This is a genomic window from Agrobacterium sp. SORGH_AS_0440, from assembly GCF_031453135.1.
Classification (GTDB): domain Bacteria; phylum Pseudomonadota; class Alphaproteobacteria; order Rhizobiales; family Rhizobiaceae; genus Agrobacterium; species Agrobacterium pusense.
Window position 1 is genome coordinate 1,169,980 of the sequence record NZ_JAVIYR010000001.1, and the last position, 25,857, is coordinate 1,195,836.

23 protein-coding genes are annotated in these 25,857 nt (G+C 60.0%); 8 read left to right on the forward strand and 15 right to left on the reverse strand.

Annotated features, from left to right (window positions below; genetic code table 11):
- Nucleotides 1-3 precede the first annotated feature (3 nt).
- Nucleotides 4-1,059 carry an ornithine cyclodeaminase gene (locus tag QE453_RS05390; protein WP_113380697.1) on the forward strand — a complete coding sequence of 352 codons (1,056 nt, stop codon included), beginning with the start codon at nt 4-6 and terminating at the stop codon, nt 1,057-1,059.
- A gap of 23 nt (nt 1,060-1,082) precedes the next feature.
- On the opposite strand, the gene QE453_RS05395 is transcribed toward QE453_RS05390, so the two are convergent.
- The 5 genes from QE453_RS05395 to QE453_RS05415 form a co-directional block, all read right to left on the reverse strand.
- Nucleotides 1,083-1,964, reverse strand: a complete 882-nt coding sequence (locus tag QE453_RS05395; RefSeq protein ID WP_279873029.1) for a DMT family transporter — start codon at nt 1,962-1,964, stop codon at nt 1,083-1,085.
- Between the two features lie 294 nt (nt 1,965-2,258).
- Nucleotides 2,259-3,251: an inositol 2-dehydrogenase gene (iolG, locus tag QE453_RS05400; RefSeq protein WP_112637385.1), complete on the reverse strand. Its 993-nt coding sequence runs from the start codon at nt 3,249-3,251 to the stop codon at nt 2,259-2,261.
- A gap of 232 nt (nt 3,252-3,483) precedes the next feature.
- A complete protein-coding gene (locus tag QE453_RS05405; protein ID WP_006698140.1) occupies nt 3,484-4,734 on the reverse strand; it encodes an adenylate/guanylate cyclase domain-containing protein in 1,251 nt (416 codons plus the stop codon).
- Between the two features lie 231 nt (nt 4,735-4,965).
- The gene (locus QE453_RS05410; protein WP_004437583.1) at nt 4,966-5,196 is read right to left on the reverse strand and encodes a helix-turn-helix transcriptional regulator; all 231 of its coding nucleotides are present in this window, start codon (nt 5,194-5,196) and stop codon (nt 4,966-4,968) included.
- A gap of 248 nt (nt 5,197-5,444) precedes the next feature.
- Nucleotides 5,445-6,554, reverse strand: a complete 1,110-nt coding sequence (locus tag QE453_RS05415; RefSeq protein ID WP_279873026.1) for an RHE_PE00001 family protein — start codon at nt 6,552-6,554, stop codon at nt 5,445-5,447.
- 292 nt (nt 6,555-6,846) lie between these two features.
- On the opposite strand from QE453_RS05415, the gene QE453_RS05420 reads away from it, so the two are divergent.
- Nucleotides 6,847-8,151 (forward strand): MFS transporter, encoded by a 1,305-nt coding sequence (locus tag QE453_RS05420; protein ID WP_006698138.1) that lies wholly within the window; start codon nt 6,847-6,849, stop codon nt 8,149-8,151.
- Between the two features lie 62 nt (nt 8,152-8,213).
- On the opposite strand, the gene QE453_RS05425 is transcribed toward QE453_RS05420, so the two are convergent.
- From QE453_RS05425 to QE453_RS05445, 5 genes are all read right to left on the reverse strand, one after another.
- Nucleotides 8,214-9,551 carry a HAMP domain-containing sensor histidine kinase gene (locus QE453_RS05425; RefSeq protein WP_108081729.1) on the reverse strand — a complete coding sequence of 446 codons (1,338 nt, stop codon included), beginning with the start codon at nt 9,549-9,551 and terminating at the stop codon, nt 8,214-8,216.
- A gap of 21 nt (nt 9,552-9,572) precedes the next feature.
- Nucleotides 9,573-10,226 carry a response regulator transcription factor gene (locus tag QE453_RS05430; protein WP_004437591.1) on the reverse strand — a complete coding sequence of 218 codons (654 nt, stop codon included), beginning with the start codon at nt 10,224-10,226 and terminating at the stop codon, nt 9,573-9,575.
- Nucleotides 10,227-10,292: 66 nt separating this feature from the next.
- On the reverse strand, nt 10,293-11,960 hold the full coding sequence (locus tag QE453_RS05435) for a phosphoethanolamine transferase (protein WP_108081784.1): 1,668 nt from the start codon (nt 11,958-11,960) through the stop codon (nt 10,293-10,295).
- Between the two features lie 186 nt (nt 11,961-12,146).
- Nucleotides 12,147-12,410 carry a hypothetical protein gene (locus tag QE453_RS05440; protein WP_244455852.1) on the reverse strand — a complete coding sequence of 88 codons (264 nt, stop codon included), beginning with the start codon at nt 12,408-12,410 and terminating at the stop codon, nt 12,147-12,149.
- A gap of 240 nt (nt 12,411-12,650) precedes the next feature.
- The gene (locus QE453_RS05445; RefSeq protein WP_004437596.1) at nt 12,651-13,562 is read right to left on the reverse strand and encodes a LysR family transcriptional regulator; all 912 of its coding nucleotides are present in this window, start codon (nt 13,560-13,562) and stop codon (nt 12,651-12,653) included.
- 187 nt (nt 13,563-13,749) lie between these two features.
- Here QE453_RS05445 and QE453_RS05450 point away from each other — a divergent pair, with 187 nt between their 5' ends.
- The 6 genes from QE453_RS05450 to QE453_RS05475 all read left to right on the forward strand — a co-directional run bounded on the left by QE453_RS05450 (nt 13,750) and on the right by QE453_RS05475 (nt 20,891).
- A complete protein-coding gene (locus QE453_RS05450) occupies nt 13,750-15,882 on the forward strand; it encodes a TonB-dependent siderophore receptor (protein WP_309776528.1) in 2,133 nt (710 codons plus the stop codon).
- Between the two features lie 28 nt (nt 15,883-15,910).
- Nucleotides 15,911-16,813, forward strand: a complete 903-nt coding sequence (locus QE453_RS05455; protein WP_309776529.1) for an iron-siderophore ABC transporter substrate-binding protein — start codon at nt 15,911-15,913, stop codon at nt 16,811-16,813.
- Nucleotides 16,810-18,774 carry a Fe(3+)-hydroxamate ABC transporter permease FhuB gene (gene fhuB, locus QE453_RS05460; RefSeq protein WP_136883274.1) on the forward strand — a complete coding sequence of 655 codons (1,965 nt, stop codon included), beginning with the start codon at nt 16,810-16,812 and terminating at the stop codon, nt 18,772-18,774. Before QE453_RS05455 ends, fhuB begins: the two co-directional genes overlap by 4 nt.
- 34 nt (nt 18,775-18,808) lie before the next feature.
- The gene (locus QE453_RS05465) at nt 18,809-19,618 is read left to right on the forward strand and encodes an ATP-binding cassette domain-containing protein (RefSeq protein WP_037090686.1); all 810 of its coding nucleotides are present in this window, start codon (nt 18,809-18,811) and stop codon (nt 19,616-19,618) included.
- Between the two features lie 248 nt (nt 19,619-19,866).
- Nucleotides 19,867-20,394, forward strand: a complete 528-nt coding sequence (locus tag QE453_RS05470; RefSeq protein ID WP_004437608.1) for a DUF992 domain-containing protein — start codon at nt 19,867-19,869, stop codon at nt 20,392-20,394.
- A 98-nt stretch (nt 20,395-20,492) separates the two neighbouring features.
- Nucleotides 20,493-20,891: a cytochrome c family protein gene (locus QE453_RS05475; protein WP_044459488.1), complete on the forward strand. Its 399-nt coding sequence runs from the start codon at nt 20,493-20,495 to the stop codon at nt 20,889-20,891.
- Nucleotides 20,892-20,893: 2 nt separating this feature from the next.
- Here QE453_RS05475 and recX read toward each other — a convergent pair whose 3' ends face one another.
- The 5 genes from recX to QE453_RS05500 all read right to left on the reverse strand — a co-directional run bounded on the left by recX (nt 20,894) and on the right by QE453_RS05500 (nt 25,845).
- On the reverse strand, nt 20,894-21,484 hold the full coding sequence (gene recX, locus QE453_RS05480) for a recombination regulator RecX (protein ID WP_004437614.1): 591 nt from the start codon (nt 21,482-21,484) through the stop codon (nt 20,894-20,896).
- Between the two features lie 62 nt (nt 21,485-21,546).
- Entirely contained in the window at nt 21,547-22,467 is a 921-nt protein-coding gene (locus tag QE453_RS05485; protein ID WP_279873932.1) for an SMP-30/gluconolactonase/LRE family protein, read from the reverse strand.
- Nucleotides 22,468-22,499: 32 nt separating this feature from the next.
- Nucleotides 22,500-23,447 (reverse strand): ABC transporter permease, encoded by a 948-nt coding sequence (locus QE453_RS05490; RefSeq protein WP_004437622.1) that lies wholly within the window; start codon nt 23,445-23,447, stop codon nt 22,500-22,502.
- Nucleotides 23,444-24,385 carry an ABC transporter permease gene (locus QE453_RS05495; RefSeq protein WP_279873933.1) on the reverse strand — a complete coding sequence of 314 codons (942 nt, stop codon included), beginning with the start codon at nt 24,383-24,385 and terminating at the stop codon, nt 23,444-23,446. Before QE453_RS05495 ends, QE453_RS05490 begins: the two co-directional genes overlap by 4 nt.
- Nucleotides 24,382-25,845, reverse strand: coding sequence for an ATP-binding cassette domain-containing protein (locus tag QE453_RS05500; protein ID WP_279873934.1), 1,464 nt, complete (start codon nt 25,843-25,845; stop codon nt 24,382-24,384). Before QE453_RS05500 ends, QE453_RS05495 begins: the two co-directional genes overlap by 4 nt.
- Between the last annotated feature and the right edge of the window lie 12 nt (nt 25,846-25,857).

Below are 25,857 nucleotides of genomic sequence, written 5' to 3' on the forward strand. Positions count from 1 at the left end.
GTGATGACCGTGATACCAAACCTCAATATCGTGCCTTTCGTCAGCGTCGATCACATGATGAAGCTGGTGCTCAAGGTGGGCATCGACACGTTCCTGCGTGAGCTCGCCGATGTGGTGGAGGAGGATTTCCGTCGCTGGCAAAGCTTCGACAAGACCCCGCGCATCGCCTCCCATTCGACGGAGGGTGTCATCGAGCTGATGCCGACCAGCGACGGCACGCTTTACGGCTTCAAATATGTCAACGGCCACCCGAAGAACATGAAGGAGGGCCGCCAGACCGTGACGGCCTTCGGCGTGCTTTCCGATGTCGGCAATGGTTATCCGCTGCTTCTGACCGAAATGACGATCCTGACCGCGCTGCGCACTGCCGCCACCTCCGCCGTTGCGGCGAAATATCTCGCCCGCCAAAACGCCCGTTCCATGGCCATTATCGGCAATGGCGCACAGAGCGAATTCCAGGCGCGGGCGTTCAAGGCCATTCTCGGCATCGAGACGTTGCGACTGTTTGATATCGACCGCTCCGCCAGCGAGAAATGCGCCCGCAATCTCGCCGGGCAGGGCTTTGCCATCAAGATCTGCGACAGCGCGGAAGAAGCGGTGGAAGGCGCGGATATCGTCACGACGGTCACTGCCGACAAGCAATATGCGACGATCCTGACTGACAACATGGTCGGCCCCGGCATCCACATCAACGCTGTCGGCGGGGATTGTCCCGGCAAGACGGAATTGCACCGGGATATTCTGTTGCGATCCGACATTTTTGTCGAATATCCGCCGCAGACGCGTATCGAGGGCGAAATTCAGCAATTGCCGCCGGATTACCCCGTTACCGAGCTGTGGCGGGTCATAACGGGTGAACAGCAAGGCCGGGCAAACGACAGGCAGATCACACTGTTCGACAGCGTGGGTTTCGCGACTGAGGATTTTTCGGCGCTGCGTTATGTACGCTCAAAACTGCCGTCCACCGGGCTCTATACGGAGTTGGACCTGCTGGCGGACCCGGATGAGCCGCGGGATCTTTTCGGGATGCTGCTGCGCTGCGAGGCCGCTCTCGTCTAGGCGGGCTCCGGCCGGCAAGCATATCATCCTTGCCGGCCACCCTTCCGTGCGGTCATGTGTTCCCGCCAGATGGTGAAAAGACCGGCTGCTATGACGATGGCCGCGCCGATCACCATATTGGAAGTCACGACCTCGCCATAGATGGTGACGCCGATGATGGAGACGAGCACGAGCTGGTAATAGGAAAAAGGCTGCACGGAAGCCGCATCCGCCAGTTCGAAGGCTTTAATCAGGCAGTAATGGCCGCTCATGCCGGTAATGCACAGGGCCAGCATCCATCCCCAGTCATGGGGCGCCAGACTGACCCAATAAAACGGGCCAACCAGCGTCAGGGCGGCCGCGCCCGCCACGCCGGTATAAAAGAAGCTTGTCATGGCGGTATCGCTCCGGCTGCCGAGCCGCGTCAGCACACCATAAAGCGCCAGCATGAATGCGGCGACGAAGGTGATCAGCAGGCTCTTGTCGAAACCTTCGCCATCGGGTTTGAGAATAACGAGAACGCCGATGAAACCGACAAAAATAGCGCACCAGCGCCGCCAGCCCACTTTTTCTCCCAGCAGCGGCACGGAAAGCGCCGCGACGATGAGCGGGGCGGAAGCGATGATGGAATGGCTGTGGGCAAGGCCGACGATTGCGAAGGAGAAAATCGAAAAGACGATCTGTACGGCAAGGAGGACACCACGGCTGATCTGCAGCCAGGGGCGATTGGCGATGGCGGCACCGCGAATGCCGCCTGAAGACTTTGCCGCCATCAGCAGAACGAAAACGGCAAAGGCCCAATAGCGCAACATGGCGACGAAGACCGGTGGATAGGCGCTGCCCAGATGTTTCGATATGCCATCCTGCGCCGCAAAGATCGTGAAGGCGACAAGCGCATAAAGAAAACCGGTCTTGGCTGATGGCATGGAAAAACCGCTGTCCGGAGTTTGCCGGCAAAAAAAAGGATTCGGCGTGAATGAGATGGATATGGCCATATGTTATGGCCGCACCTTGTCAGACAACCTTATTTTCCGAATAGCAGCCATGCAAGCCCGGAAGCAGCCTGTTGTGGATTTGAGCGCCGAGGATCAATGTGGGATCTGGACGATGTGCCCGATATACCCGCTGGCGAGGCCTTGGGAGAGGCACGGCTGTCCGCCGTCGATAATTGCGCGGCGGACAGAGAGTTCGGCAAGACGCGCGGCGCTACGGCCGCTACCTCAGGCGATCGTCACGACCGTTTTCGACGTTGCGGATTTCAGCGCCGCATCGGCGAGCTTCAGCGCGATCAAACCGTCCTTGATGGAAGGAGAGGGCGCGGTGTTATTTTCAATGCTGTCAATGAAAGCAGTGATTTCCGCAGCATAGGCTGCCGTGTAACGCGTCATGAAGAAATCATGCAGCGGTGGCCGGGTGTAGCCATCCGCATTGGCGATTTCGATGGAAACCGGGCGCTGGTTTTCGGCCGCTGCCGAACCGAGCGAACCGTGTACCTCGATGCGCTGGTCGTAACCATAGGTCGCGCGGCGAGAGTTTGAAATAATCGCCTGCCTGCCGCTTTTCGTCGTCAGAATGATGCTGGCGCTGTCGAAATCACCGAGTGTGCCGATCTCCGGATTGACCAGAACGGAACCGGTGGCGAACACGCTTTCCACTTCCTCACCGAGCAGGAAACGGGCCATGTCGAAATCATGAATGGTCATGTCGCGGAAAATGCCGCCGGAAACCTTGATATATTCGGCCGGGGGCGGGCCGGGATCGCGACTGGTGATTGTCACCATTTCGACCTTGCCGATGCGGCCGTCGTCGATCGCCTTGTGAACAGCCTGAAAATGCGGGTCGAAACGCCGGTTGAAACCGAGCATGACCTTCGCACCGGTCTCTTCCACCACCTTGGCGCAGGCTTCCGCGCGGGCAACATCGAGATCAACGGGCTTTTCGCAGAAGATCGCCTTGCCGGCGCGGGCGAAACGCTCGATCAGATCCGCGTGGGTGTTGGTCGGCGTGCAGATGATGACCGCGTCGATCGTTTCGTCGGCCAGAACCTCCTCGATTGTGCTGACCTTGCAGTGGGCCTCCCGCGCGATTGCTTCCGCAGCGCCGGCCATGGCGTCCACGACAGCCACCAGCTGCGCGCGGCTGTCGGTGGTGATCGCCTTTGCATGGACCTTGCCGATTCGTCCGGCGCCAAGCAGGGCCAATTTCGTAACCATTTTTCCTCCGGTTCCTTCACACGTCCGCCCGTCACTCCCGGAGAGGCAGAATATGAATGCAAACAATGTTTCGATATAGAATATATGTTCCATTTTGCTAGATCGACAGGCATGGCGTGTCAAGCGATTTGACGTCGCGCAGGGCAGCCGAAATCACGGCTCCGGAGGGTGTCGGGGAGATGCCGTTCGGCTTAAAATGCGCCGTTACAAGCTGGGCAGCAGGCGCAGCCCATCAGGCGGCGACGGGCGCCGATGCGGGATTTTGCGGAAGAGCGTAAACTTCGACCGGGGTTTCGAGGCCGCGCAACAGCCAAGGGCCCAGACTTTCGAACCCGGTCCCGTTGCCAGCCATGCGCACGAATTCTTCGGAGAAGAGAACGTTGCGCCCAGTTTCCTTGGTCAGCGTCTCAAGCCGCGATGCGATGTTGACGGCGGGTCCGATGACGGTGAAATCGAGCCGGGTTTTCGAGCCGATATTGCCATACATGACATCGCCGACGTGAACGCCGATGCCGTAACCCAAGGGGTCATGGCCTTTTTGCCGGTTGATCTCGTTGAGTGCGATCAGGCTCCGTTGCGCCCTGGCAATGGCCTTCAGGAGGTTTCCGCAAGCATCCGGGTTGCTGAGCGGGAAGATCGCCAGCAGCCCGTCGCCCATGAATTTCAGGATTTCCCCGCCAAATTCCTCGATCGGATCACACATGGCGTCGAAATAACCGTTCAGAAGCTCGATCACATCGTCACGCGGCCATAGATCGGAAATATGGGTGAAATTGCGCAGGTCGCAGATCAGGATTGCTGCTCCCACCGTCATGCCGCTGCCGCGTGTCGTAGCGCCGTTCAGGATCTTTTCGCCCGCATGTGGTCCCACGTAGGTTTCCAGAAGGGTGCGTGTCATCCTGTTCTTCAGGCGTATCTCGCTCACCAGCGCGAGCGCGGGCAGGAGGTTTTTCAGCGCGACGATCTCCTCGTCGGAAAAGCCGCCGGGGCGATCGCTGGAAAACGATGCGACGTGGCGTTTGCCGAACGTGTGCTCAATAGGCCAGGCGCAATAATCCGTCAGCCCTTCCGACCGCAGCTCCTCATAGATCGTGTAACCTGTTTCGTCGATGGCGTCGACGTTCAGGCGATGCCGGATTTCGCTGGCGCCCTGGTGAATGTCCCTGATCGGGCTGTTGAGATATTCGGGGGTGTTTTCCGAGCCGTAGCCATAAGTGACGATCTCGGCTTCGGACATGCCGGCTTTCCATAAAATCCGCGCGCCCAGCCATTGCGGATGGCGGATACGGAAAGCCAGAACGCCGCGCGCCACCGAAATTCCGCTTGCCCGCAAGCGGTTGCAAAGCTCCACGAAGATTTCGTCGATGAAGCGTTCGTCCTTGGTGCCGGTGACCAGCCAGTCGAGAGTCTCGGTTTTCTCCGCCGGCCACAATTCAGCCAATGCTGAAGAAACCCGTTCTTCGGTGTCGAGCGTAAATGTCATGGCAGGATTCCGGAGGTTGTTGCTGCTCTCGGCGGGCGGGATACATGTCGAATGTCGCTGAACGTCCCCGCTCGCGAATTGCATGTGGTGCCGGATAACGAAAATGTTAAGGGAGCGGATGCGGAAAATGTTCCGAAAGAATCGGCAGCCTCCGGGCTGCGTGCGCCGCCTCGATGTTCCCGGGAACATCTTCCCGGCGGCGCTGAGATTTTTCGTGATCGATAGGAAAGATCAGATAACGGTTTCGACCGGAATATGCAGCGCGGCGGCAACACGCCGGATGCGCAGGGGATCGCTGTCCGTGCCGTCTTCCAGGGCACGTATTTCGCTCGTGGTGAGGCCACAGGTCACGGCAAGCTGCTCGATCGTATAGCCGGCAAGATTACGCGCTGCCAGGACCTTTTTGGCGAAAGGAGCATCGGTTTCGTGATCGGAATCGGGTTGTGAAACTGAAATTGTCATTATTGCATCTCCCTGATGATGGACACTTAAATGCGGGCGGCAGAGAAAAGTTGCCGGGCCGAATGCGACCGCGTTGCCGGAGAAGAAATCGGTGTTGCAACGCAGCGAGGAACATAGCCGCTTCGTTGACCTACGCAATAGTTAAATTTTGTTAAGATTCGTGATCGCCGAATTGACGAGGCACGTTTCCATGCGAAAGCGGCTGCGAAACGGTCCTTTTTACCTTCCGGATCGTCTGCAAGGGGCCGCTACAGCATGCCCCAGGCGCGGAAACGGCCACGACCGGTAACCTCCCGCAATTCCAGCTGGTTGGCGAGGCCGATTGCGCCCTGTGGCGTGGTGCCGAGTTCCTTCACGATCATGGCTGCCGAGACCACGGGGCGGGAGACGACCAGCTCGATGAGTTCGGGCAATCGCGAAGAGGAACGGCGGCCGGCCAACTTGCGCATCATCCGCTCCCGCGCATGGCTCAGCCGGTCGTGTTCCTTCATGCTGGCCAGCGCCGCCTCATAAAAACTGTCGAGAAGTGCGAGGATGCGCTGTGTCTGGTTCCTGGCGTGCCGCCGCTCCCTTGGGATGGCACGAAGACCGGCGCTCAGGGCCGGCAGGTGATCGGGCGTGACGGCGCCATCGCGCAGAAAAGCCGAGGCCAGAAGCCGCCCAAGCCAGGGGCTGCGCTGGAGCACCTCTATCATGTTCCAGGAATCAAGCAGGATGGCGGTGCGCAGAATTGCCGGCAGTTCCTCCGTCCGCGACTGCACGTCCCACCATTCTTTCAGCCGTTCGTCTTCGTCCCAGTCAGGCTCGTTGATGAGCGCATGGCTTTCCTCCCTGTGCATCGACGGAAGCGCGTTTCCCGTGGTGATCGCATCGAGCGTGGCTGCGCTTCGCGCCAGAAGGGCGTCGAGTTCGGAAAAAGCGCCGTCCAGCGATGTCTCAGCCTCATGTGCCTCCTCACCCGCAGGCTGATCGACGGTCTGCCGTGCGGGCAGCATCTCTTCGGCGGCGGGCGACGCCCTGCCGCGCAGCCGGGAAAGACCCGGTGCAGTGAAAGCCCAGCCGGCCGCATTGGCAAAGATCAGCCGCCGCGAGCGGAGGATTCGGTGTGCCGCCGTCATTTCATGGCTTGGCGCACGCACATCCATATGGGCGTCATGCAGCACGAGGTCTTCCATGTGCACGAGTTCGCCGTCCACCCACATGGAGGAGATGGCGTCGGTGAAATCCTGCCTTTCGATGAAGCCCTGTTTCATCGGCGATCTGCTTATCCGCTCGTCCAGCCGCGCCAGCGCTTCGCCCGCGCGGGCGGCGGCGATGAGGAGCTTTTCGAGCTGGATGTCGGATATGTCGTAAATCATTGATATATTTTAGTTTGAGCTGGCGCGGCTTACAAGGCGGTTCAAGGTCGTCCAGTTTTCCTTCGATGGTTTCTGCCCCGCAATCGTGATAAAAACGGGTGGCGAAAATGCCGGGGAGGAGGAAGTCTTTCAGACGCCACGGCTGCTTTTTCAGCAATATTGCAACGCGGTATAAACTTGCGCATCGCAACATGGCGGGTATATACCCTCGACAGGAGCGACAAATTATCACACCTTCCGTTCGCCCTTCCATCTCCAGACGAAGATGAATTGGAGTCAACCCGTGAATATTATGGCAAATGGTCCCGCCGCCGCGCCGGACCAGAAAACCCGTTTGAAATCCATTATCGGCGGATCGGCGGGTAATCTCGTCGAATGGTACGACTGGTATGTCTATTCGGCTTTCACCCTTTATTTCGCGCCGGTGTTCTTCCCCTCGGGCAATCAGACGGCCGAACTCTTGAGTGCCGCTGCCGTTTTTGCCGTCGGATTTCTGATGCGGCCCATCGGGGCCTGGTTCATGGGCACCTATGCAGACCGCAAGGGCCGCAAGGCGGGTCTGACCCTGTCCGTCACCTTGATGTGTCTCGGTTCGCTGCTGATCGCGATTACGCCCGGCCACGAAACGATTGGCATTGCCGCCCCCGCCATTCTGGTATTTGCAAGGCTGCTGCAGGGCATCAGCGTCGGCGGCGAATATGGCGCAAGCGCGACTTACCTCAGCGAAATGGCCGGCAAGAACCGCCGTGGTTTCTTCTCCAGCTTCCAGTATGTGACTCTGATTTCCGGCCAGCTCCTTGCGCTGGCGGTGCTTCTGGTGCTGCAGCGGGTCCTGACGCCGGAACAGCTCGGCTCCTGGGGCTGGCGCATTCCCTTCTTCATTGGCGGCCTTCTGGCGATTGCGGTGTTTTATATCCGCCGCGGCCTTGTCGAGACGCAGTCCTTCGAAAATGCCAAGACCGGCGCTGCCGACAAGCCGAAGTCCAGCGGATGGGCGCTGTTCAAGCACTATCCAAGGGAAGCGCTGATGGTCATGGCGCTCACATCAGGCGGCACGCTCGCCTTTTACGCCTACACCACCTATCTGCAGAAGTTCCTCGTCAACACCTCGGGCTTCAGCAAGGAAAGCGCCACGGAAATTACCACGGCGGCGCTTTTTGTCTTCATGCTGTGTCAGCCGCTTGCCGGTGCGCTGTCGGACAAGATCGGCCGTAAACCGCTGATGGTGGGCTTCGGCATTCTGGGAACGCTGTTCACCTATGTCATTTTCAGCACGCTTTCGACCACAACCGATCCGATCATGGCTTTCGGCCTCGTGCTGATCGGCCTGCTGATCGTCACCGGCTATACCTCGATCAATGCGGTGGTGAAGGCGGAAATGTTCCCGGCCCATATTCGCGCGCTCGGCGTGGCGTTACCTTATGCGCTGGCAAACACCATATTCGGCGGAACGGCGGAATTCGTAGCCCTGAAGTTCAAGCAGATCGGCCACGAGAACTGGTTCTTCTGGTATGTGACGATCATGATCGCGTTGTCGCTGGTGGTTTACGTGAAGATGCGCGACACGCGCGACCACAGCCATATCCACGAAGACTGATCGGCTTACACCAAAAACCAGCAAAGCCCCGTCCTCCCGGCGGGGCTTTTTCTTTTTTGCGTTCAGGCGGCTTCGCTGGGAATGATCACGCGGGCTTCAAAACCGTCCTGCTGACCTTCTGCGGGAGAGGAAAGCACCAGTTTTCCGCCGGTCTGTTCCACCAGGCTTTTGACGATAGCCAGACCGAGCCCGGTGCCGTCAGCCGTAGAATGGCCTCTGGTGAAACGTGTCGTCAGCTTGGGCAACAACACCGGATCGACGGTCGGCCCGGCATTTACGACGCGGATCGCGCCATCTGTTTCCGCAATCACCTGCACGGGGCTTTTCGGCGGGCTGTGAATCAACGCATTTTCGAGAAGGTTGCGGATGATGATACCGAAGGCATCCGGACCGATCCTGCCGGACAGGGCGCCTTCACAGCGATTGGTGAAGCGGATGCGAGACGCCCCGATCGCCGTCCTGCTCATATCGTCGATAACGAGTTCGAGCACGGGGATGAGATCGCTTGTCTTATCCGTAAGCCCGATCCTCGCTTCAGCCCGGGACATCTGAAGCAGTTTCTCAGCGAGGTGGGCGAGGTGCTGCAGAGATTTTTCGATGTTTTCAACGCGTGGCGCAAGCTCTGGGGGAATATCGGCGTGCAGCCGCTGCGCCTGCGCCAGCGCACCGGCAATCGGGGTTCGCAATTCATGGGCGCTATTGGCGGTGAATTCCCGCTCCGCCTCGATTGTCGAGCGCAGCCGCCCAAGCAGCAGGTTGACCGATCGCGCAATGGGGTGCAGTTCCGGCGGGAAGGGTTGAGTTGCAAGCGGCGCGAGATTGCCGCCGTCCTTCTTGCCGATTTCGTCGCGTAAGGTTTGCACCGGCTGAAGCGTTCGCCGCACGACGACGATAACTGCAAAAATGCTGGCAGGAATGAGAATGAGCACGGGCAACACGAGCGCGGTGCCTGCCTCCACGATCGCTTCGCGGCGATTTGCGAAGGCATCGGCGACCTGCAGGAAATAGTTGCCGTCGGGTGAGGCGACCGTGAAGATGCGCTGCGACGATGTTTCTGAAAAACCGGGGTCGAGAGAGACTTCGAAAGGCTCCGTCGAACTGTCATGCGAATGCAGCACGACCTGGCCTTCTCGGTCGCGAACCTGATAGGTCAGATATTCCGCTCCCTCCGCCGACTGGTTGAGTTTCTGCGAGGCCGGGGCGGTATTGTTCTCACGCAGGTCGTCGAGCAGAAGCGGCAGCAGTCTTTCCGCGGTTTCCTCGAGACCGGCATCGAAAATCTCAGCGAACTCGTCCTGCATCACCATGACGCCCAAACCGCAGGCGAGAAGCCATGATATGGCGACAACGCTAGTCAGCGCCATCACGAGTTTGCGGGTCATGCTGGTCGGTCTGGCCATCTGTATCTGCCTGGGGTTCGTCTATTTTATCGTGTAGCCAACGCCACGCACCGTCTCGACGCGGTCATGGCCGATTTTCTTGCGCAGCCGGCTGATATAGACTTCGACCGTGTTGCTCTCTATTTCCGCGCCGAATTCGTACAGGGTATCGTGCAGCTGCGCTTTCGAGACGACTGCTCCGGGATGCTCGACCAGTTTCTCCAGCACGGCCCATTCGCGGGCGCTGAGCGTCTGCGCCGTGCCATCGACCGTGATGTTGCGCGCTACCTGGTTGATCTCGATGCCGGGCAGGCGGATGACGGGGGCGGAACGCCCCTCGTAACGACGCGAGACCGCCAGCATGCGTGCTGAAAGTTCGTTGAGATCGAAAGGCTTGACCAGATAATCGTCCGCGCCGGCATTGAGCCCGGCAATCCGGTCGGAGACCTGGTCATGCGCCGTCAGAATGATGACCGGCGTGGCGTCGTCGCGCTTGCGCAGGCTTTGCAGAAGGGTGATGCCCTCGCCGTCAGGCAGTCGCATGTCGAGCAGGATCAGGCCGTAACCCATCGTCAGCGTCGCCGCCATGGCGTCGCCCAGCGTCTTGAACCAGTCGACAGCGTGACCCGCCGCGGCCACATGGTCCCGCAGCGCCTCCCCCAGCACATGATCGTCTTCAACAAGCAGAACCCGCAAGACAACTCCCTCTATCGCGTCGTCTTGCGTATCTTGTTCTCCGGATAAGCGTCAAGCACTGTCTGTTCAGCTCGTCCGGCGTTGGGTACAGCCGCTGAAGACATCGAGCGAGGGATCGTAGACCGAGGTGGAGACGTTCATCATTCCAAGGATGCTGTGGAAATAATTGTCGTGCGAGCGCCCGCCCTCTGCCGCGCTTTTCACAAGGCAGGCCTTGTCCAGTCCCATGGATTTGGCAAAATCGTCATCGAACCACACGAGAAACGGCACATGGGTCTGCTGGTCGGGCGCGAGGAGATAGGGCGCGCCATGCAGGTAGACGCCGTTTTCGCCAAGCGACTCGCCGTGGTCCGAGGCGTAGATCATGCCTGTTGCAAGCTTGTCGGAACGCGCCTTCAGCTTGTCGATCACGGTCGAGAGGAAGTGGTCGGTATAAAGAAGCGTGTTGTCGTAGGAGTTGACGATTTCGGCGTCGCTGCAATTGCCAAGCTCGGCGGTGCGGCAGTCCGGCGTGAACTTGCGGAACTCGTCGGTGTAACGCAGGTAGTAGGTCGGACCATGGCTGCCCATCTGGTGCAGCACGATGACACTATCCTTCTTGACGTTATCGAGCCAGGCGTCGAGCTTGTCGAAAAAGATGTCGTCGCGGCATTCCCCGCCGGTGCAGAAGCGGCTGTCGTTGGTGGAAGGCAGGTCGAAATAGGGGATACGGTCGGCGACGTCCTTGCTGCCGGTATTATTGTCCAGCCAGGTCGCGCTGACCCCTGCATGGACGAGGACATCCATGACATTTTCATTCGCAAGCGCCTTCTTGTGGCTATATTGCGAGCGCGTGAATTGCGAGAACATGCAGGGAATGGAAATCGCCGTCGCGGTGCCACAGCTCGTTGTGCTGGGGAAATAGACCACATCGCGCTTCTTGAGCTCCGGATTGGTTTCCCGCCCGTAGCCATTCAGCGAAAAATTCGCCGCGCGGGCAGTTTCGCCCGCAACGATGACGGTAATGCGTGGCTTATGCACGTTACCCAATGCGGGCAGGACTTTGGCGTCCTTGCCGATTGGGCTGACTTGAATATCGACTTCCTTGCCGGCCTGCGTGAAATAATGCACCGTCGACATGATCGGTGACAACGGATTGACGCTCTTGACGATATCCTTGTGCTGGCGAATGGCGGTGGTGAAGGTCTTGGAGTTGGCGAAGCTGATGATGCCGGTTATGGCAAGGCAGACCAGGATGCTGATCGTGTTCCACAGAAGCTTGTCGAGGATCGGCCGATGCCGGATGCGGACGGCGACGACGACGAGGGACGGCACCAGCCCGTAAATCGCCATATGCCAGAGAAAGCCGGGCGTGATCAGATTGCCCGCTTCCGCCTGCGTCGTCTCCATGGCGTTGCGGATCATGTCGCTGTCGATGACGATACCGTAGCGATCCATGAACCAGGACGACGCCGCCGCCGCGAAGATCAGGACGATCAGAAACGGCCTGAGGAGATATTTGGCGGAGAAAATCGTGATGAGCGCGCCGAAAAAGGCGATCATGGCAACATAGAGCGCGACGATGGCGACCGGATAGGCGGAAAGATAGGTATGAACCTTCGACCAGAATGTCCGGTTCGTGAAAAACAGAAGATAAGCCGCCGTTAGCAGGCTCAGCGCCACGCTGCCGATTTCCGGACGATAAGTTGTTGTTCCCGTCGCTTTCGCGGTAAAAAGAGCCACTGCCAGATCCACCAAATTTTCGATAGGCCGGCGGCGATGACAAGCGAGCGCAAACGCCCCTTTCCGGTTTGCCGCATGGGCCGGTCAATGGCGCATGCAGGATTTTGCTGACATCAACCTGAAAGCTTGTCATGAAAGTGTCATGTTGCATGGCATTGCCTCCATAGTGTGTGTGGCGCTGTTGCCGCGGAAAGACCATCAGTTGAGCCCGACAATGCCGGTTGCGGTGGTGCGCGTCGAAAGTATCCGCGTTGCGCGGACCGGCAGCAGGCTGCCGGCGGGCAGGTTCTGGAAGGTCACGGTTGCCCCGGAAAGCACAGTCAGGCAAAGATGTCCGCCATTGCCCACATAGATCGCGCGTGTGGCGCAAGGAAGCGGCTTTGCATCGTCCGGAACGACGTCAAAAGCGTGGGAAGCCGGTGATTCGAGGCCGGCGGCGTAGTGGTCGTAAATCTCAGCCATTGCTGTCTCCCATAAATCGAAATCTGTCGCGATTATGCAGTGGGCCGGGGCGGCGGGGAGATGCGGGGAAGGAGATTTTTACCCCGGTCGCCGGAACGACGTCCGGCAGGCAACCATCTGCCCGGCAATCCGGGCATTGCGGCGCACCGTCGTCGCTCGATCAATGCCGCGCGACGGAGGGCGGCCGATTTTTCGTCCCCGGCGAACAAGGTGCGACACGGATATTTCCTTCCGCGCGGCTCAATTGCGGGCGTGGAGAATGAAGGCCCTGACGGCGGGCGAGGCTTCGGTTTTCCGGTGGGCGATGGCGAGGTCCGACGTCGTGGCGCTTGCCGCAAGCGGCACATAGCGCACGCCGGGCAACCGCAGGCAATCAAGCGAGCGCGGCACCAGCGCAACGCCAAGGCCAATGGCCACCATGCTGACAATGGTCGTGTAGTCCCTGCCTTCCGGGCTGATTGCCGGCTGGAACCCGGCTTCGTTGCAGGCCTCGATGGTGTTGTAATGAAAGCCGACATCCGGCGGCTGTCGCGGCGTGATGAAGGTTTCACCGGAAAGATTTTTCAGATCGACCTGCGGGGCAAAAGCCAAAGGATGGTTTTCCGGCAGCGCTGCCATCAAGGGCTCCCGCAACACCACGTGGGTTGTCACACCTTCCGGAACAGGGGCGGGCGGGCGGATAAAGGCGAAATCCAGATTGCCGTCGGCAATCCTGGCCAGTTGCAGCCGCATTTCCATCTCGATCAATTGCAGCTCCACATCGGGATGGGAGGCGCGGAAACTGGCGATCGACTGTATCATCAACCCGGAATAGGCGGCGGAGGCGACATAACCGATGGAGATGCGCCCGGTTTCGCCGCGGCCGACACGCTTCAGCGTTGCAAGCGTCGCCTCGGCATTCGACAGGATTTTCCGGGCATCCTCGTAAAGAAGCTGGCCTGGCATGGTGAGCTTCACTGACCGCCTTGTGCGATCAAGCAACGGCATGCCGACGATCTGTTCAAGCGCCATGATCTGCTGGCTCAAACCCGGCTGGGCAATGCCGAGGCGGGCAGCGGCGCGCTCGAAATTGCGCTCGTCCACCAGCGTGGTGAAATAGCGCAGATGCCGCAGCTCGAACGCGTCAGCCCGGTTCGCCGGTTTTCTGCCCATTGTCAGCGCCTTTTTGGCAGGTTTTGAATAATTCCAAACTATTATGGAGAGAGATTTCATAACCAAAAATTATGAAAAAATCCAGTTTCACTTATTGGATCGAAATCCGCACCTTGCGTAATAAGATGACTTTAATTCTCCAGTAAATGACCGCCTATGGCGGGTGCGGGTGACGAGGGATTTTGGCGTGCAGGGAAAAATCAAACACATTTCCATTCTGGCTGGTGGCTGCGCCGCCATTGCTTATGTGGCGTTCCTGGCCCCGGCTTCCGCCCTTGCTCAGGACGCCGGAACCACGGTGCTGCAGACCATCACCGTTGACGGCGCGAAAAATCAGGACCCCAAGGCGCCCGTGAAGGGTTATGTGGCAAAAACCAGCGCCAGCGCCACCAAGACAGGGCGATCCCTGATCGAGACGCCGCAATCGGTATCCGTCATCACCAGAGATCAGATGGATGCGCAGGATGTCCGCAATCTCGGCGAGGCGCTGAATTACGTCCCGGGGGTGGTTGCGCAGCCGTTCGGCGCCGATCCGCGTTTCGATGCGCCGCGCATTCGCGGCTTTCAGGGGAATCAGCTGCAGTTCCTCAATGGTCTGCGGTTGATGCGGACGGCCGGTGCGCCTTCTTTTGAGGTCTACGGTCTGGAGCGCGTGGAGGTCATTCGCGGGCCCGCTTCCGTGCTCTACGGGCAGGGCAATCCCGGCGGCCTTATCAATCTCAGCAGCAAACGGCCGACCTTCGAACGGTTCGGTGAAGTCGGTGCGCAGATCGGCAGCTTCGATTATTATCAGTCGATGTTCGATATTGGCGGCCCGGTGGCGGATAGCGACAGTTTCGCCTATCGCCTGACCGGCCTTGCGCGCAACGCCCATGCCCAGACGGACAATTTGCAGAACGACCGTTATTTCATCGCGCCGGCTCTCACATGGCAGCCGGACGAGGATACGAAGCTGACTGTTCTTGCCTCCTATCAGCACGACAATCCGAGTTCGCCCTCCGGCCTGCCGCCGGCGCTGACCTATTTCAGACCCGGCAATATGCTGGACCGCAGCTTTTATGTCGGTGATCCGTCCTTCGATACATCAAACCGCAAGTTCACCAATATCGGTTATGAATTCGAACACCGCTTCGATGAGACCTTCACCTTCCGTCAGAATGCGCGTTATTCCAATTTCGACTGGTCCTACCGCGCGCTCGGCATGTCTTCGACCAGCGGTGGCATGATAGGCAATCTCATCCGTCGCAATGCGACGTTCCAGGACGAGCTGCTGAACACCTTCAACATCGACAACAGCCTCCAGGCGGATTTTTCCACGGGGCCGATCGATCATACCCTGCTTGTCGGGCTGGATTACCGCTATTTCGACAATAACGTCAAAACCGAGTTCTGGGCCGCAACGCCGCTCAATCCCGTCAATCCTGTTTATGGCGGGCCGATCAGCCTTACCGCGCGCACGCTTTATGCCGATGTGAAGACCGATATTTCCCAGATCGGCCTTTATGCGCAGGACGAGATGGCGATCGAGAACTGGCGCATCACTGCCGGCCTGCGGCAGGACTGGGCAAGCACCAGCGGCACGACCTTCAATGGCACCACCTATCGCACGCTCGACAAGGATGACCACAAGCTGACCGGTCGTGTCGGCGTCAGCTATCTGTTTGATGGCGGGATCGCGCCCTATGTCAGCTATGCAACCTCCTTCGAGCCGGTGCCGCAGCCGGCTGTCGGTGATGCGCCAAAACCGACCACCGGTGAACAATGGGAAGCGGGTGTCAAATACCAGCCGGAAGGTTTCGACGGTTTCTTTTCGGCGGCGATCTACGATCTGAAACAGAAGAACGTCACAACGACGGTGGGTGGCGTGACGCAGCAGATGGATGAGGCGCACGTGAAAGGCCTAGAGCTTGAAGGCGTTGCAAGCCTTGTCGACGGGCTCGACCTGCGCGCGGCCTATACCTACATGGACAGTGAGGTCTCCGGCCGTGTGAATAATGGGAACGAGCTTGATAGCACCCCCCGGCACGCCGCCAGCCTTTGGCTCGATTACACCTTCCCGGAAGATACCGCGCTCGAAGGTTTCGGCATCGGCGGCGGTGTTCGTTACGTTGGAAAACGTTACGGCGATGCCGCCAATACCTTTGAGATGAAGGGGCTCGCCCTGCTCGATCTCGGCGTGCATTACGAGAAGAACGGCTACCGCGCCTCGCTTATGGTGCAAAACTTGACTGATAAAGAATATATTTCTAGTTGCTCCACTTTCGGATGCTATTACGGTGACGGAAGAACGGTCATGGGCAAGCTGACCTATCGTTGGTAACGCCACATCTAAGTGAAGCAGCAGGGGCATGACGCGCAAGGATCGATGGATGTCTCCCGTTTGGGGACGGCGGGAGTTTTTGGCCCTGCTCGCTGCTGCGGCCTTTGCTGGCGCGACGCGGGCAGAGTCGACCCCGCGCATTGCCGCCATTGACTGGGCGATGCTCGAAACAGCCGTGGCCCTTGGCGTCATGCCGGTGGCGGCGACCGAGCTTATCCAGTTCCGGGCGGGTGCGGTGGAGCCCGAAATCCCGGAAACCGTCGCCGATCTCGGCCTGCGCGGCGCTCCGAATTTCGAGCTCCTGCAACTGACCCGACCCGATCTCATTCTGATCTCGCCCTTCTACACCCGCTACACCGGCAGGCTTGAAGCTATCGCGCCGGTCTTCTCGTTGCCCTTTTACGTAAAGGGCGAGCCGCCTTTCGCAAAGGCGCTGGCGGCAGTCACGGCGCTTGGTGAAAAGCTCGGGCGGGCCGAAGAGGCGCGCAGGGTTCTGGGTGAAACGGAAGCGGCGCTGCACGCCATGCGGACCCGCCTCGCCGGATTTGCGGCGCGGCCGACCTATGTGATCAATATCGGCGACGCGCGGCATTTTCGCGCTTTCGGTGCGGACAGCATGTTCGGGGATGTTCTTGGCCGGCTGGGGCTCGCCAATGCCTGGGTGGATCGTTCGCAATTCACTTTCGCGGCTCCGGTCCCGATTGAAAACCTCGCGGCCTCGCCGGATGCCCGCATCGTCGTCGTCTCCGATATTCCGGTCGAGGCACGGGAAACGTTGCGCAACAGCGCAATCTGGCGGGCACTGCCTGCCGTGCGGGAAAACCGCGTTGTGACGCTTGCCAATGCCGCCCCCTATGGCGGCATCACCGCCGGCATGCGTTTTGCGCGGCTTCTGACCGAAGCGCTTTCGGTGCGGGGGGAAGCCCTGTGACGGCGCGCCCTCTCCAGATTGTCCTGGGGCTGCTGTTCGCTCTCGCCTGCGGGCTCTCCTTGCATGCAGGGCTGCTCCGGCTGCCGTTCAGCGCATGGCCCAGTCCACCGTTCGATGCTGCCAGCCTGTCGATGGATCAGGTGATTTTCGCCTTCAGCCTGATGCCCCGCGTGGCGGTTTCCGTTCTGGCGGGCGCGATGCTCGGTCTGTCCGGGGCGCTTTTCCAGCAATTGCTGCGCAATCCGATTGCCGATCCTTCGACGCTCGGCATCTCGGCCGGCGCGCAACTGGCCATCGTCATCGCCACCCTGTTTTTTCCGTCTGTTCTGGACGGCAACCGCGCCCTGGTGGCGCTTGCCGGGGCCGCTGCGGCCGCGGGTATTGTCTTCCTGCTTGGCTGGCGGCGCTCCTTCGAGCCGGTGACCATGGTGGTGTCAGGATTGCTGGTCGGCATCACCGCCGCTTCCGTTTCCGCGGCGCTGACGCTCGCGCAGGGCGAATATCTGATGTCTCTGGTGGTCTGGAACGGCGGCTCGCTCAGCCAGCAGGACTGGTCGAACGCCCTGTCTCTCACCTGCCAGCTTCTGGCAGGGCTCGTTCTGACCGGCCTGCTGATAAGGCCTTTGACGGTTCTCGGTCTCGGCGATTCCGGTGCTCGATCGCTCGGCGTATCGCTGTTTTCGATCAGGCTCGCGGTTGCGGCCGTCGCGGTCATGCTGGCCGCCTTCGTTGCTTCTGCGGTCGGTCTCGTCAGCTTTATCGGTCTTGCCGCACCGGCACTCACCCGGGCGCTGGGCGTGCGGCGCTCGTCTTCCGTTCTGTTCGTTTCGCCGCTGCTCGGCGGTCTGCTTCTATGGTTCTGCGATAGTCTGGTCCAGCTTCTGGCAAGCACGACGGCGGAAGTTTTTCCAACGGGAGCGGTGACGGCCCTGATCGGCGGTCCGCTGCTTCTGTGGCTCCTGCCGAAAATCCGGCCGACAGACGTGCAGCGCGGTGAAGGCGTCGAGCTTGCGACAAGACGCCGGCTTACGTCCCTGCTGCCTGCACTGGCCATCATGGCGGTGCTGGTGTCTGCCGCACTCGCCGTTGGCAAGGGACCGGATGGCTGGGAAATGCTGAAGGCGGACGATCTGCAAAGCCTGTTGCCGTTCCGCTGGCCCCGGCTGCTGGCCGCCATGGCCGCTGGCGGTCTTCTCGCGATGGCGGGTGCTCTTTTGCAGCGACTGACAGGCAATCCGATGGCGAGCCCGGAGGTGATCGGCGTCAGCGGCGGTGCGGGCCTCGGTTTTGCCGTCGCCATCACCATTTTTCCGGCAGCAGGCCTGCTGGAACTGTTTTGCGGCGCCGGCATCGGCTCGGCGGTCGTCATGATCCTTGTGCTCTTCTTCGCCGTGCGCAGACACCTCCCGCCGGAAAAGATACTGCTAGCGGGCATTGCCGTCAGTTCGCTCTGCTCAGCGGTGCTTTCGGCGCTGCTTGCCATTGGCGACCAGCGGGCATGGCAGATCCTCGCCTGGCTCAGCGGCTCGGGTTCGACGGCAACGCCGGCTTCGGCGATCTTTCTCGCCGTTCTTTCCATCGTGCTTCTGGCGGGAGCATTATCAGTCACGCGCTGGCTGACGATCCTGCCGCTTGGGCGGGATGTGCCGCTCTCCCTCGGCCTGCCGCTCGGCGCTGCGCGAACCGCCGTCATCGCCGTGGCCGGCATTGCCACCGGTGCCGCCTCGCTGCTGGTTGGTCCCTTGAGTTTCGTCGGGTTGATGGCGCCCCATATTGCGCTGCGCTCTGGTTTCACAACGCCACGTGACCATCTCTTCGCCTCCTTCCTGTTCGGCGCGGTGCTGATGGCGCTTTCCGATCTTGGCGCGCGGACGGTGACCTTTCCCTATGAACTGCCGCTCGGACTTTTTGCGGCGCTTGCCGGCGCGCCATATCTGATCTGGCTTTCAGGCAGGCGATGATGAATTTTTTGAAAGATGTATGGAGATGAGAAGCATGGGTCAGGCAGTGCCTGCGGCCGGTTACGATGATATGCCGCTTTTTTCTCTGGATGGCGTCACCATGGAAGTGCCGGGCAGGACATTGCTGCAGCCGCTGACGGCCAGTTTTGCGACCGGCAAGACCATCGGCCTGATCGGCCATAACGGTTCGGGAAAATCCACGCTGCTGAAGATTCTCGCACGGATACAGGAGCCGACGGCGGGCCGGGTGTCCTTCGAAGGGAAGGCGCTTGCAGCCTGGGGCAATCGGGAATTTGCGCGAAAGCTCGCCTATCTGCCGCAATATACGCCGGCCGCTTCCGGCATGCTGGCCAAAGAACTGGTTGCACTTGGCCGTTATCCCTGGCACGGCGCGCTGGGCCAGTTTACGAAGGCGGATCAGGAAAAAGTGGACGAGGCGATCGAGCTTACCGATACCGTTGCCTTCCGCGACCGGCTGGTGGATACGCTTTCGGGTGGCGAGCGTCAGCGCGTCTGGCTTGCCATGCTGGTGGCCCAGAATGCCGAAAGCCTGCTTCTCGATGAACCCATCTCCGCACTTGACCTGGCGCACCAGATCGAGGTGCTTTCGCTGGTGCAGAGACTGTCGCGTGAAAAAGGCCTTGGCGTCATCGTCGTGCTGCACGACGTCAACATGGCGGCACGCTTCTGCGACGAGATCGTCGCGCTGCATTCCGGCCGGTTGATTGCCCGGGGAACGCCGGAAGAGATCATGACGCCGGAGACGCTGGAGCGCATCTATGGCGTGCGAATGGACGTGATGACCCACGCCGCCACCGGCCTTCCGGTGGCCCTGCCGCTCTGATGTTGTTGCTGCAGAACCACGCCCGCCAACGCTTGCTGTTGATGGTGATTCCGCACGCATTTCCCGCCCTAACAATGTCTTAATGGCATCCTACCGCCATCAGACATTGTTAACCGTTCGGCTTTCATCGCCTCCAATTAAGTTGTTTTGGATCGATTTCAGGGAACAAACGTTAACAGTGCGGAATTCAATATCCGGAGAGGGCAATAAGGGCTGCTGCGGGTAGGAATAAAACAGGAGATAATCAGATGAAAAAGGCTGTTGCCGTAACTTTTGCCGCATTGACGATGGGCCTTGGCGGAACCGCATCCGCACTCGCTGCCGACCTTGCACGATACGAGCCGGCTCCGCAGGAGCAGGACGATCGCAACGGCGTCAAGATCGGTTACCTTACCTGCGATATCGGCGGCGGCGTCGGTTACGTTCTCGGCTCGGCCAAGGAACTGGATTGCACCTTCCAGTCCACGATCGGCGCACGTCGTACCGACCATTATAGCGGCGCTATCCGCAAGATGGGCGTTGACCTTGGTTTCACCACGCAGGGCCGTCTGGTCTGGGCCGTTTTCGCCCCGACCGCCGGTTACCACCGCGGTTCGCTTGGCGGCCTCTATCAGGGCGCAACGGCTGAAGTCACCGTCGGTCTCGGCGTTGGCACGAACGTTCTCGTCGGCGGTACTTCCGGCTCGATCCAGCTGCAGACAGTGAGCGTGACCGGCCAGGTTGGCCTTAATCTCGCCGCCACCGGCACCTCGGTGACGCTGACGGCCATGAACTGATCCGGCTGATGCCCGGAGGCTAGAGCCGGGCATTAGGTCGCATGACAAAACACGCCCTCTTCGTTGTCAGACGCAGAGGGCGTTGTATTATCAAGGGTATGATGTCCCCGATCAAAAAAGTCGCGGCCGCGGTCGCGTTCATCCTCCTCCCGGCGTCGGGCGCTTTCTCCGAAGGCGATGCTGCGCATGGCGAGAAGGTTTTCAGTCGCTGCTCCACCTGCCACAGCATCGACGCGCCGCGCACCCGCATGGGGCCGCATCTGATGGGCGTGGTCGGAAGACCGATCGCATCTATCGCTGACTACAGCCACTATTCACAGGCGCTGAAGGATGCTGGAGCGGCAGGCAGGGTTTGGTCGGAGGAGGAGTTGCAGAAATTTCTGTCCAGTCCGAAGAAGGCGCTCCCGGGAAATGCAATGCGCTTTTTCGGCCTCTGGAGCGAGAGTGATATCGCCGATCTCATTGCTTATCTGAAAACCCGTCCGCTGCCGCAATAACGTCAGAGCGGTGCTTCCGATAAAATATCTTCCGCTTCTTCCGTCGTCATCGACATAACCTTCGACCCGATTTCGAAACCAAAACCATTGCGGGCAAATGCCGAAAACTCCTTTGCCTTGCGCTTCTCATCAAGCTCGACCCGACGGTAAGGGCCAAAAGCGCGTTTTCGCGCAAAATTGATGGCTGCGACCAGATCGTCGGTTTCCTGAAGGGCGACGGCTGCGGTCTCCCGGTCTATCCCCTTAAGCTGAAGCTTTTGCGCCAGCCCCCGTTTCGATTTGCCGCTGCGCTGCCCGCTTCGCACGGTGATTTCCGCAAAGGCCGTATCGTCAAGCGCCTTGATCTCATAAGCGAAACGCACCGCGAAATCGCCAAGCGCCTTTATCTGCGCGGCGCCGATATCCTCGAATTTTTCCCGTGCCTTGCGCATGATGGCGTCGCGCAGCTGCTTTTCCGTCATCATGCGCTGTTCCAGCCGGTATAGAGCGGAATTGCGTGCCCAGGAGAGCATGCGGCTGGTTGGTTCAACGGCCGGCGCTTTGCCGTCGAACTCCATATCGTCAGTCAGGAAGAGGTTGGAATCGTCACTCATGGGCCAATTATAGCGCTCTGAAGCGATCTTGCCACTTCCTGCCAGACCAGCGTTTTTGGATTTCAGGGTGTCTGTGCACCGGTTGCGGCGACATAGACCGAATAGAGCGATTTTGTCGCGGTGATGAACAGGCGGTTCTTTTTCGGCCCGCCGAAGGTGAGGTTCGCCACTGTCTGCGGCACCTTGATCTTGCCGATGAGTGTGCCGTCAGGCGCAAAGCAGTGCACGCCGTCACCGGCGCTCGTCCACAGATTGCCCGCCGTGTCGAGGCGAAAGCCATCTGGCAGGCCATTGTCGATATTGCAGAATTCCCGGCCGTTGGCGAGTTTTACGCCATCCACGACGTCGAAGACGCGGATATGGCGGGGTCGGGTGACATCGTGGCTGTAGGAACTGTCGGCAATGTAGAGCTTCGTTTCGTCAGGCGAAAATGCGAGGCCGTTCGGCTGCACGAAGTCGTCGATGGCGATGTCGATCTTTCCGGTAGCGGGATCGAGCCGGTAGACATTGCGGGTCTTCTGCTCCGGCTCGGCCTTGTAGCCCTCGTAATCGGACAGAATGCCGTAGGTCGGGTCGGTGAACCAGACGCTGCCATCTGATTTCACCACCACGTCATTGGGCGAGTTCAGCCGCTTGCCGTCGTAGCTATCGGCAAGGACGGTGATCGAGCCGTCGACCTCGGTGCGGGTGACGCGGCGGTCCCCATGTTCGCAGGACACAAGACGTCCCTGCCGGTCGCGGGTGTTGCCGTTGGTGAAGTTGGAGGGCTGGCGATAAACCGAGATTCCGCCATCCGGCACCCAGCGAAGCATGCGCTCATTGGGGATATCGCTGAAAAGCAGGCAGTTCAGGTCGGCGAACCACACCGGTCCTTCTGCCCAGCGGCAGCCCGAATAAAGCTCTTCCAGCTCGGCATTGCCGACGATCAGGTGGCGGAAACGGTCGTCGTGAATTTCGTAAGGTGAAGTCTTGTCTGTGGTCATGAGCGTGGTCCGCTTTGGCTTGTCGTTCGGGGTCAGCGCGTGGCCTTCGGGCCGCTCGCCAGAAGAATGACGGAGATGATGATGAGACCGGTGAGGATGAGGCGGATGCCCGCGCCGAAACCATAGGTATTCAGCATCGAGACCACCAGGAACATGAAGAGCGATGCGCCCCATATGCCGGGCACGTTGGAATCCCCTCCCGCCACCGCCGTGCCGCCAATGACAACGACGGCGATGGACATCAGCAGATATTCCGAGCCCATGTTGAGCGCCGCACCGCCGGAGAAGCTGGCGAGCAGGTAACCGGCAATTGCCGCCAGCACCGCACAGAGGACGTAGGTGACGAAGCGTGCGCCATCCACGGGAATGCCGGTCATGCGGGCAGCGAAGGTGCTCTGGCCGATGGCGGCAATCCAGCGTCCGTAGAAGGAGCGGTCCAGCAGCAGCCATGCAATGACGGAAAGCAGCAGGGCGACGAGGGCGACGTTGGGAATGCCGAGAAAACTCGATGTGGCGAATGTGGCCAATGTTTCCGGCGGCTTGATGCGCAGGCCGCGGTTCGACCAGATGGCGATGGACTGCACGATGAAGCTCATGGACAGCGTCGCGATGATCGGCGGGATGCGCAGGAGCTTGATCAGGGCATAATTGCCGATGCCGATGGCGATACCGATGAGGATGGCGATCAGCAATCCCGGCAGAATGAGGCTGTCCGATACATCCATGAACTTCAAGGCAAGCGTCCCCGACAGCGTCATCGTCGCGGGAACGCAGAGGTCGATATTTCCGGGCCCGAGCGTGATGACGAACATCTGGCCGATGCCGACGATGACAGAAAAGGCCGCGAAGGTGAGTGCTGCGTGCGACAGGCCGAATGAGCTTGCGCCGCCAGTGAAGAGCACGGTGATGATCCACACCGCAATGGTTGCGGCAAAGGACCAGATCCACGGTTTTCTGGTGAGGGAAGAGAGCCCGTTCATTGGTTTTTCTCCCGCTTTTCGAGACGGTTGAGCAGGATGCGCAATGCCAGCACGATGATGAGGATTGCCCCTTGCGCGCCAATCTGCCAGTCCGGCGAAATCCGCATGAAGGAGAGGAAGGAGCCTGCAAGCGTCAGCGTCAGCGCGCCGATGACGGCACCGATGGGCGATACTCTTCCGCCGACGAATTCGCCGCCGCCGAGGATGACGCCGGCAATCGACAGCAGCGTGTAGCGCAGCGCGATATTGGCGTCGGCCGACGTCGTCAGGCCCACAAGGGCGATACCGGACAGCACCGCGAAGAAACCGGCCAGCGCAAAGGTGGCGGCGCGGATGCCGATGACTGACCAGCCGGAACGCTCGACAGAGCGGAAATTTCCCCCGACGCCGCGCATCAACACGCCGAACGAGGAGCGCATGACGATATAATGGGCGATGACCGCAATCAGGATACTGGCGAGGATCGCGATCGGCACGAAAGGCGGTTTCGCCGTCATCAGCGTGCGGATGAAGGCAGGCGCCTGGCCGCCGGGCGAGGGGAGAATGAGTACGGCGAGGCCGCCCCAGACGAAACTCATGCCGAGTGTGACGACGATGGAGGGCAGGGCGCGGATATGGATGATGGCGCCGAGCAGTGCATAAACCGCGATCGCCCCGGCAAAGATCGCAATACCGAGCAATGGCGTCGTTTGCAGGAAGGTGGCGGTGACGCAGGCGCAGAAACTGACGAAAGTGCCCATCGACAGGTCGAGATCGTTGACCGACATGATGAGCATCTGCGCAATGGTGGCGAGTGCAATCGGCACTGCCAGATTGAACAGTAGGTTCAAGCCGGTGTAGCTCATGGCACGCGGCTGCATGTAGAAGACCGCGGCGAGCAGGAAGGCGAGCGAGGCGGCGGGAATGATGAGGCGGAGCGCGTTTGCCGAAAGTTTCATGCGTGGTCTTCTCCGGCAAAGGAAGCGGCCAGCACATTCTGCTCGGTAACGTCGTCGCCGACGAGTTCCGCCTGGATGGCGCCGTCGCGGAAGACATAAACCCGGTCACAGAGACGGATTTCATCCATCTCGGTCGAGTACCAGATGAAGGTGCGGCCGTGAGAGGCTTCAGTTCTCAAGATATCGTAGACCTCCTGTTTGGTGCCGATATCGACGCCGCGCATCGGATCGTCCATCAAAACGGTGCTGGCGGTGGTGGCGAGCGCACGGGCAAAAAGCACTTTCTGCTGGTTGCCGCCGGAGAGAGACAGGATCTTGTTGCCCATGTCGGGCGTGCGAATTTCGATGCGCTTTTTCCACTGCGCGCCCAGTTCGCTCTCCTTGCTCCTGTCCACGATGCCCGCGGATGAAATATCCCGCAGCGACGCGATGGAGAGGTTCTTCAGGATGCTCCACAGCGGGAAGGTGCCGTTGAGGCTGCGGTCGCCCGCGACGAAAGCGATATCGGTCTTGCGCGTCGGCAGCCAGCTGCTGTTGCGGGCAAGATAGAGGTCGAGAAGCGCTTCGGTCTGGCCATGTCCGCCGAGGCCGGCAAGGCCGATGATCTCTCCGCGGAAAGCCTCGAAGGCAAGGCCTTCGCCCCGGCGCGCCGGCATGGAAAGCACCTTTTCGCCCGCCTTGCGGCTCTCATCCTTTTGCCTGTCCTGCGGCTTGACGACGCTGCCCATGGCCTCCACCAGCGTCCGCGTGGTGAATTCGGCGGCGGGCCGGTTGGCCACCACGCGGCCATCCTTCATGACAACGATGCGGGTGGCGGTTGAAAGAATTTCACCGAGAATATGCGAGATCAACAGAACGGAGCCGCCGGTGCGCACAAAACGCCGGACATAATCCATCAACTGTTCGGCAAGGCCCGCGTCTAACGAGGATGTCGGCTCGTCGAGAATGACCAGCCTCGGGGCTTCAGGCGTGCGGCAGAAATTGATGGCGATTTCCACCATCTGCCTCTCTGCAATCGAAAGCTCGGCAATCGTCAGTTCGCAATCGATGCCGTGGCCGGGAAAAATCTCGTCGAGCGTCTGGCGGATCATGGAAAGAGCGCGCCCGCGCCAGTTCCGCCCGTTCATGGCGGCATGCATGATGCGGACGTTTTCGCTGATTGTCAGATTGGGGCAGAGCGAGAGTTCCTGAAAGACGCAGCGCACGCCGCTCGCACGCGCAGCGGCTATGCCGTGGCGGTTCTGGTTCCCACGATAGGAAATGGAGCCTTCATGCGGTGTGAGCCCGCCATTGATGACATTGACGATGGTGGATTTGCCTGCGCCGTTGTGGCCAACGAGCCCGAGGCATTCCCCGGCGCGGATGACGAGATCGGCCCCATCCAGCGCCCTGACCGCGCCGAACACGACCTTCACGCCGCGCGCGGCGACGACTTCTTCCGCCTCGATGATGTCATTCATGAGCAATTACGC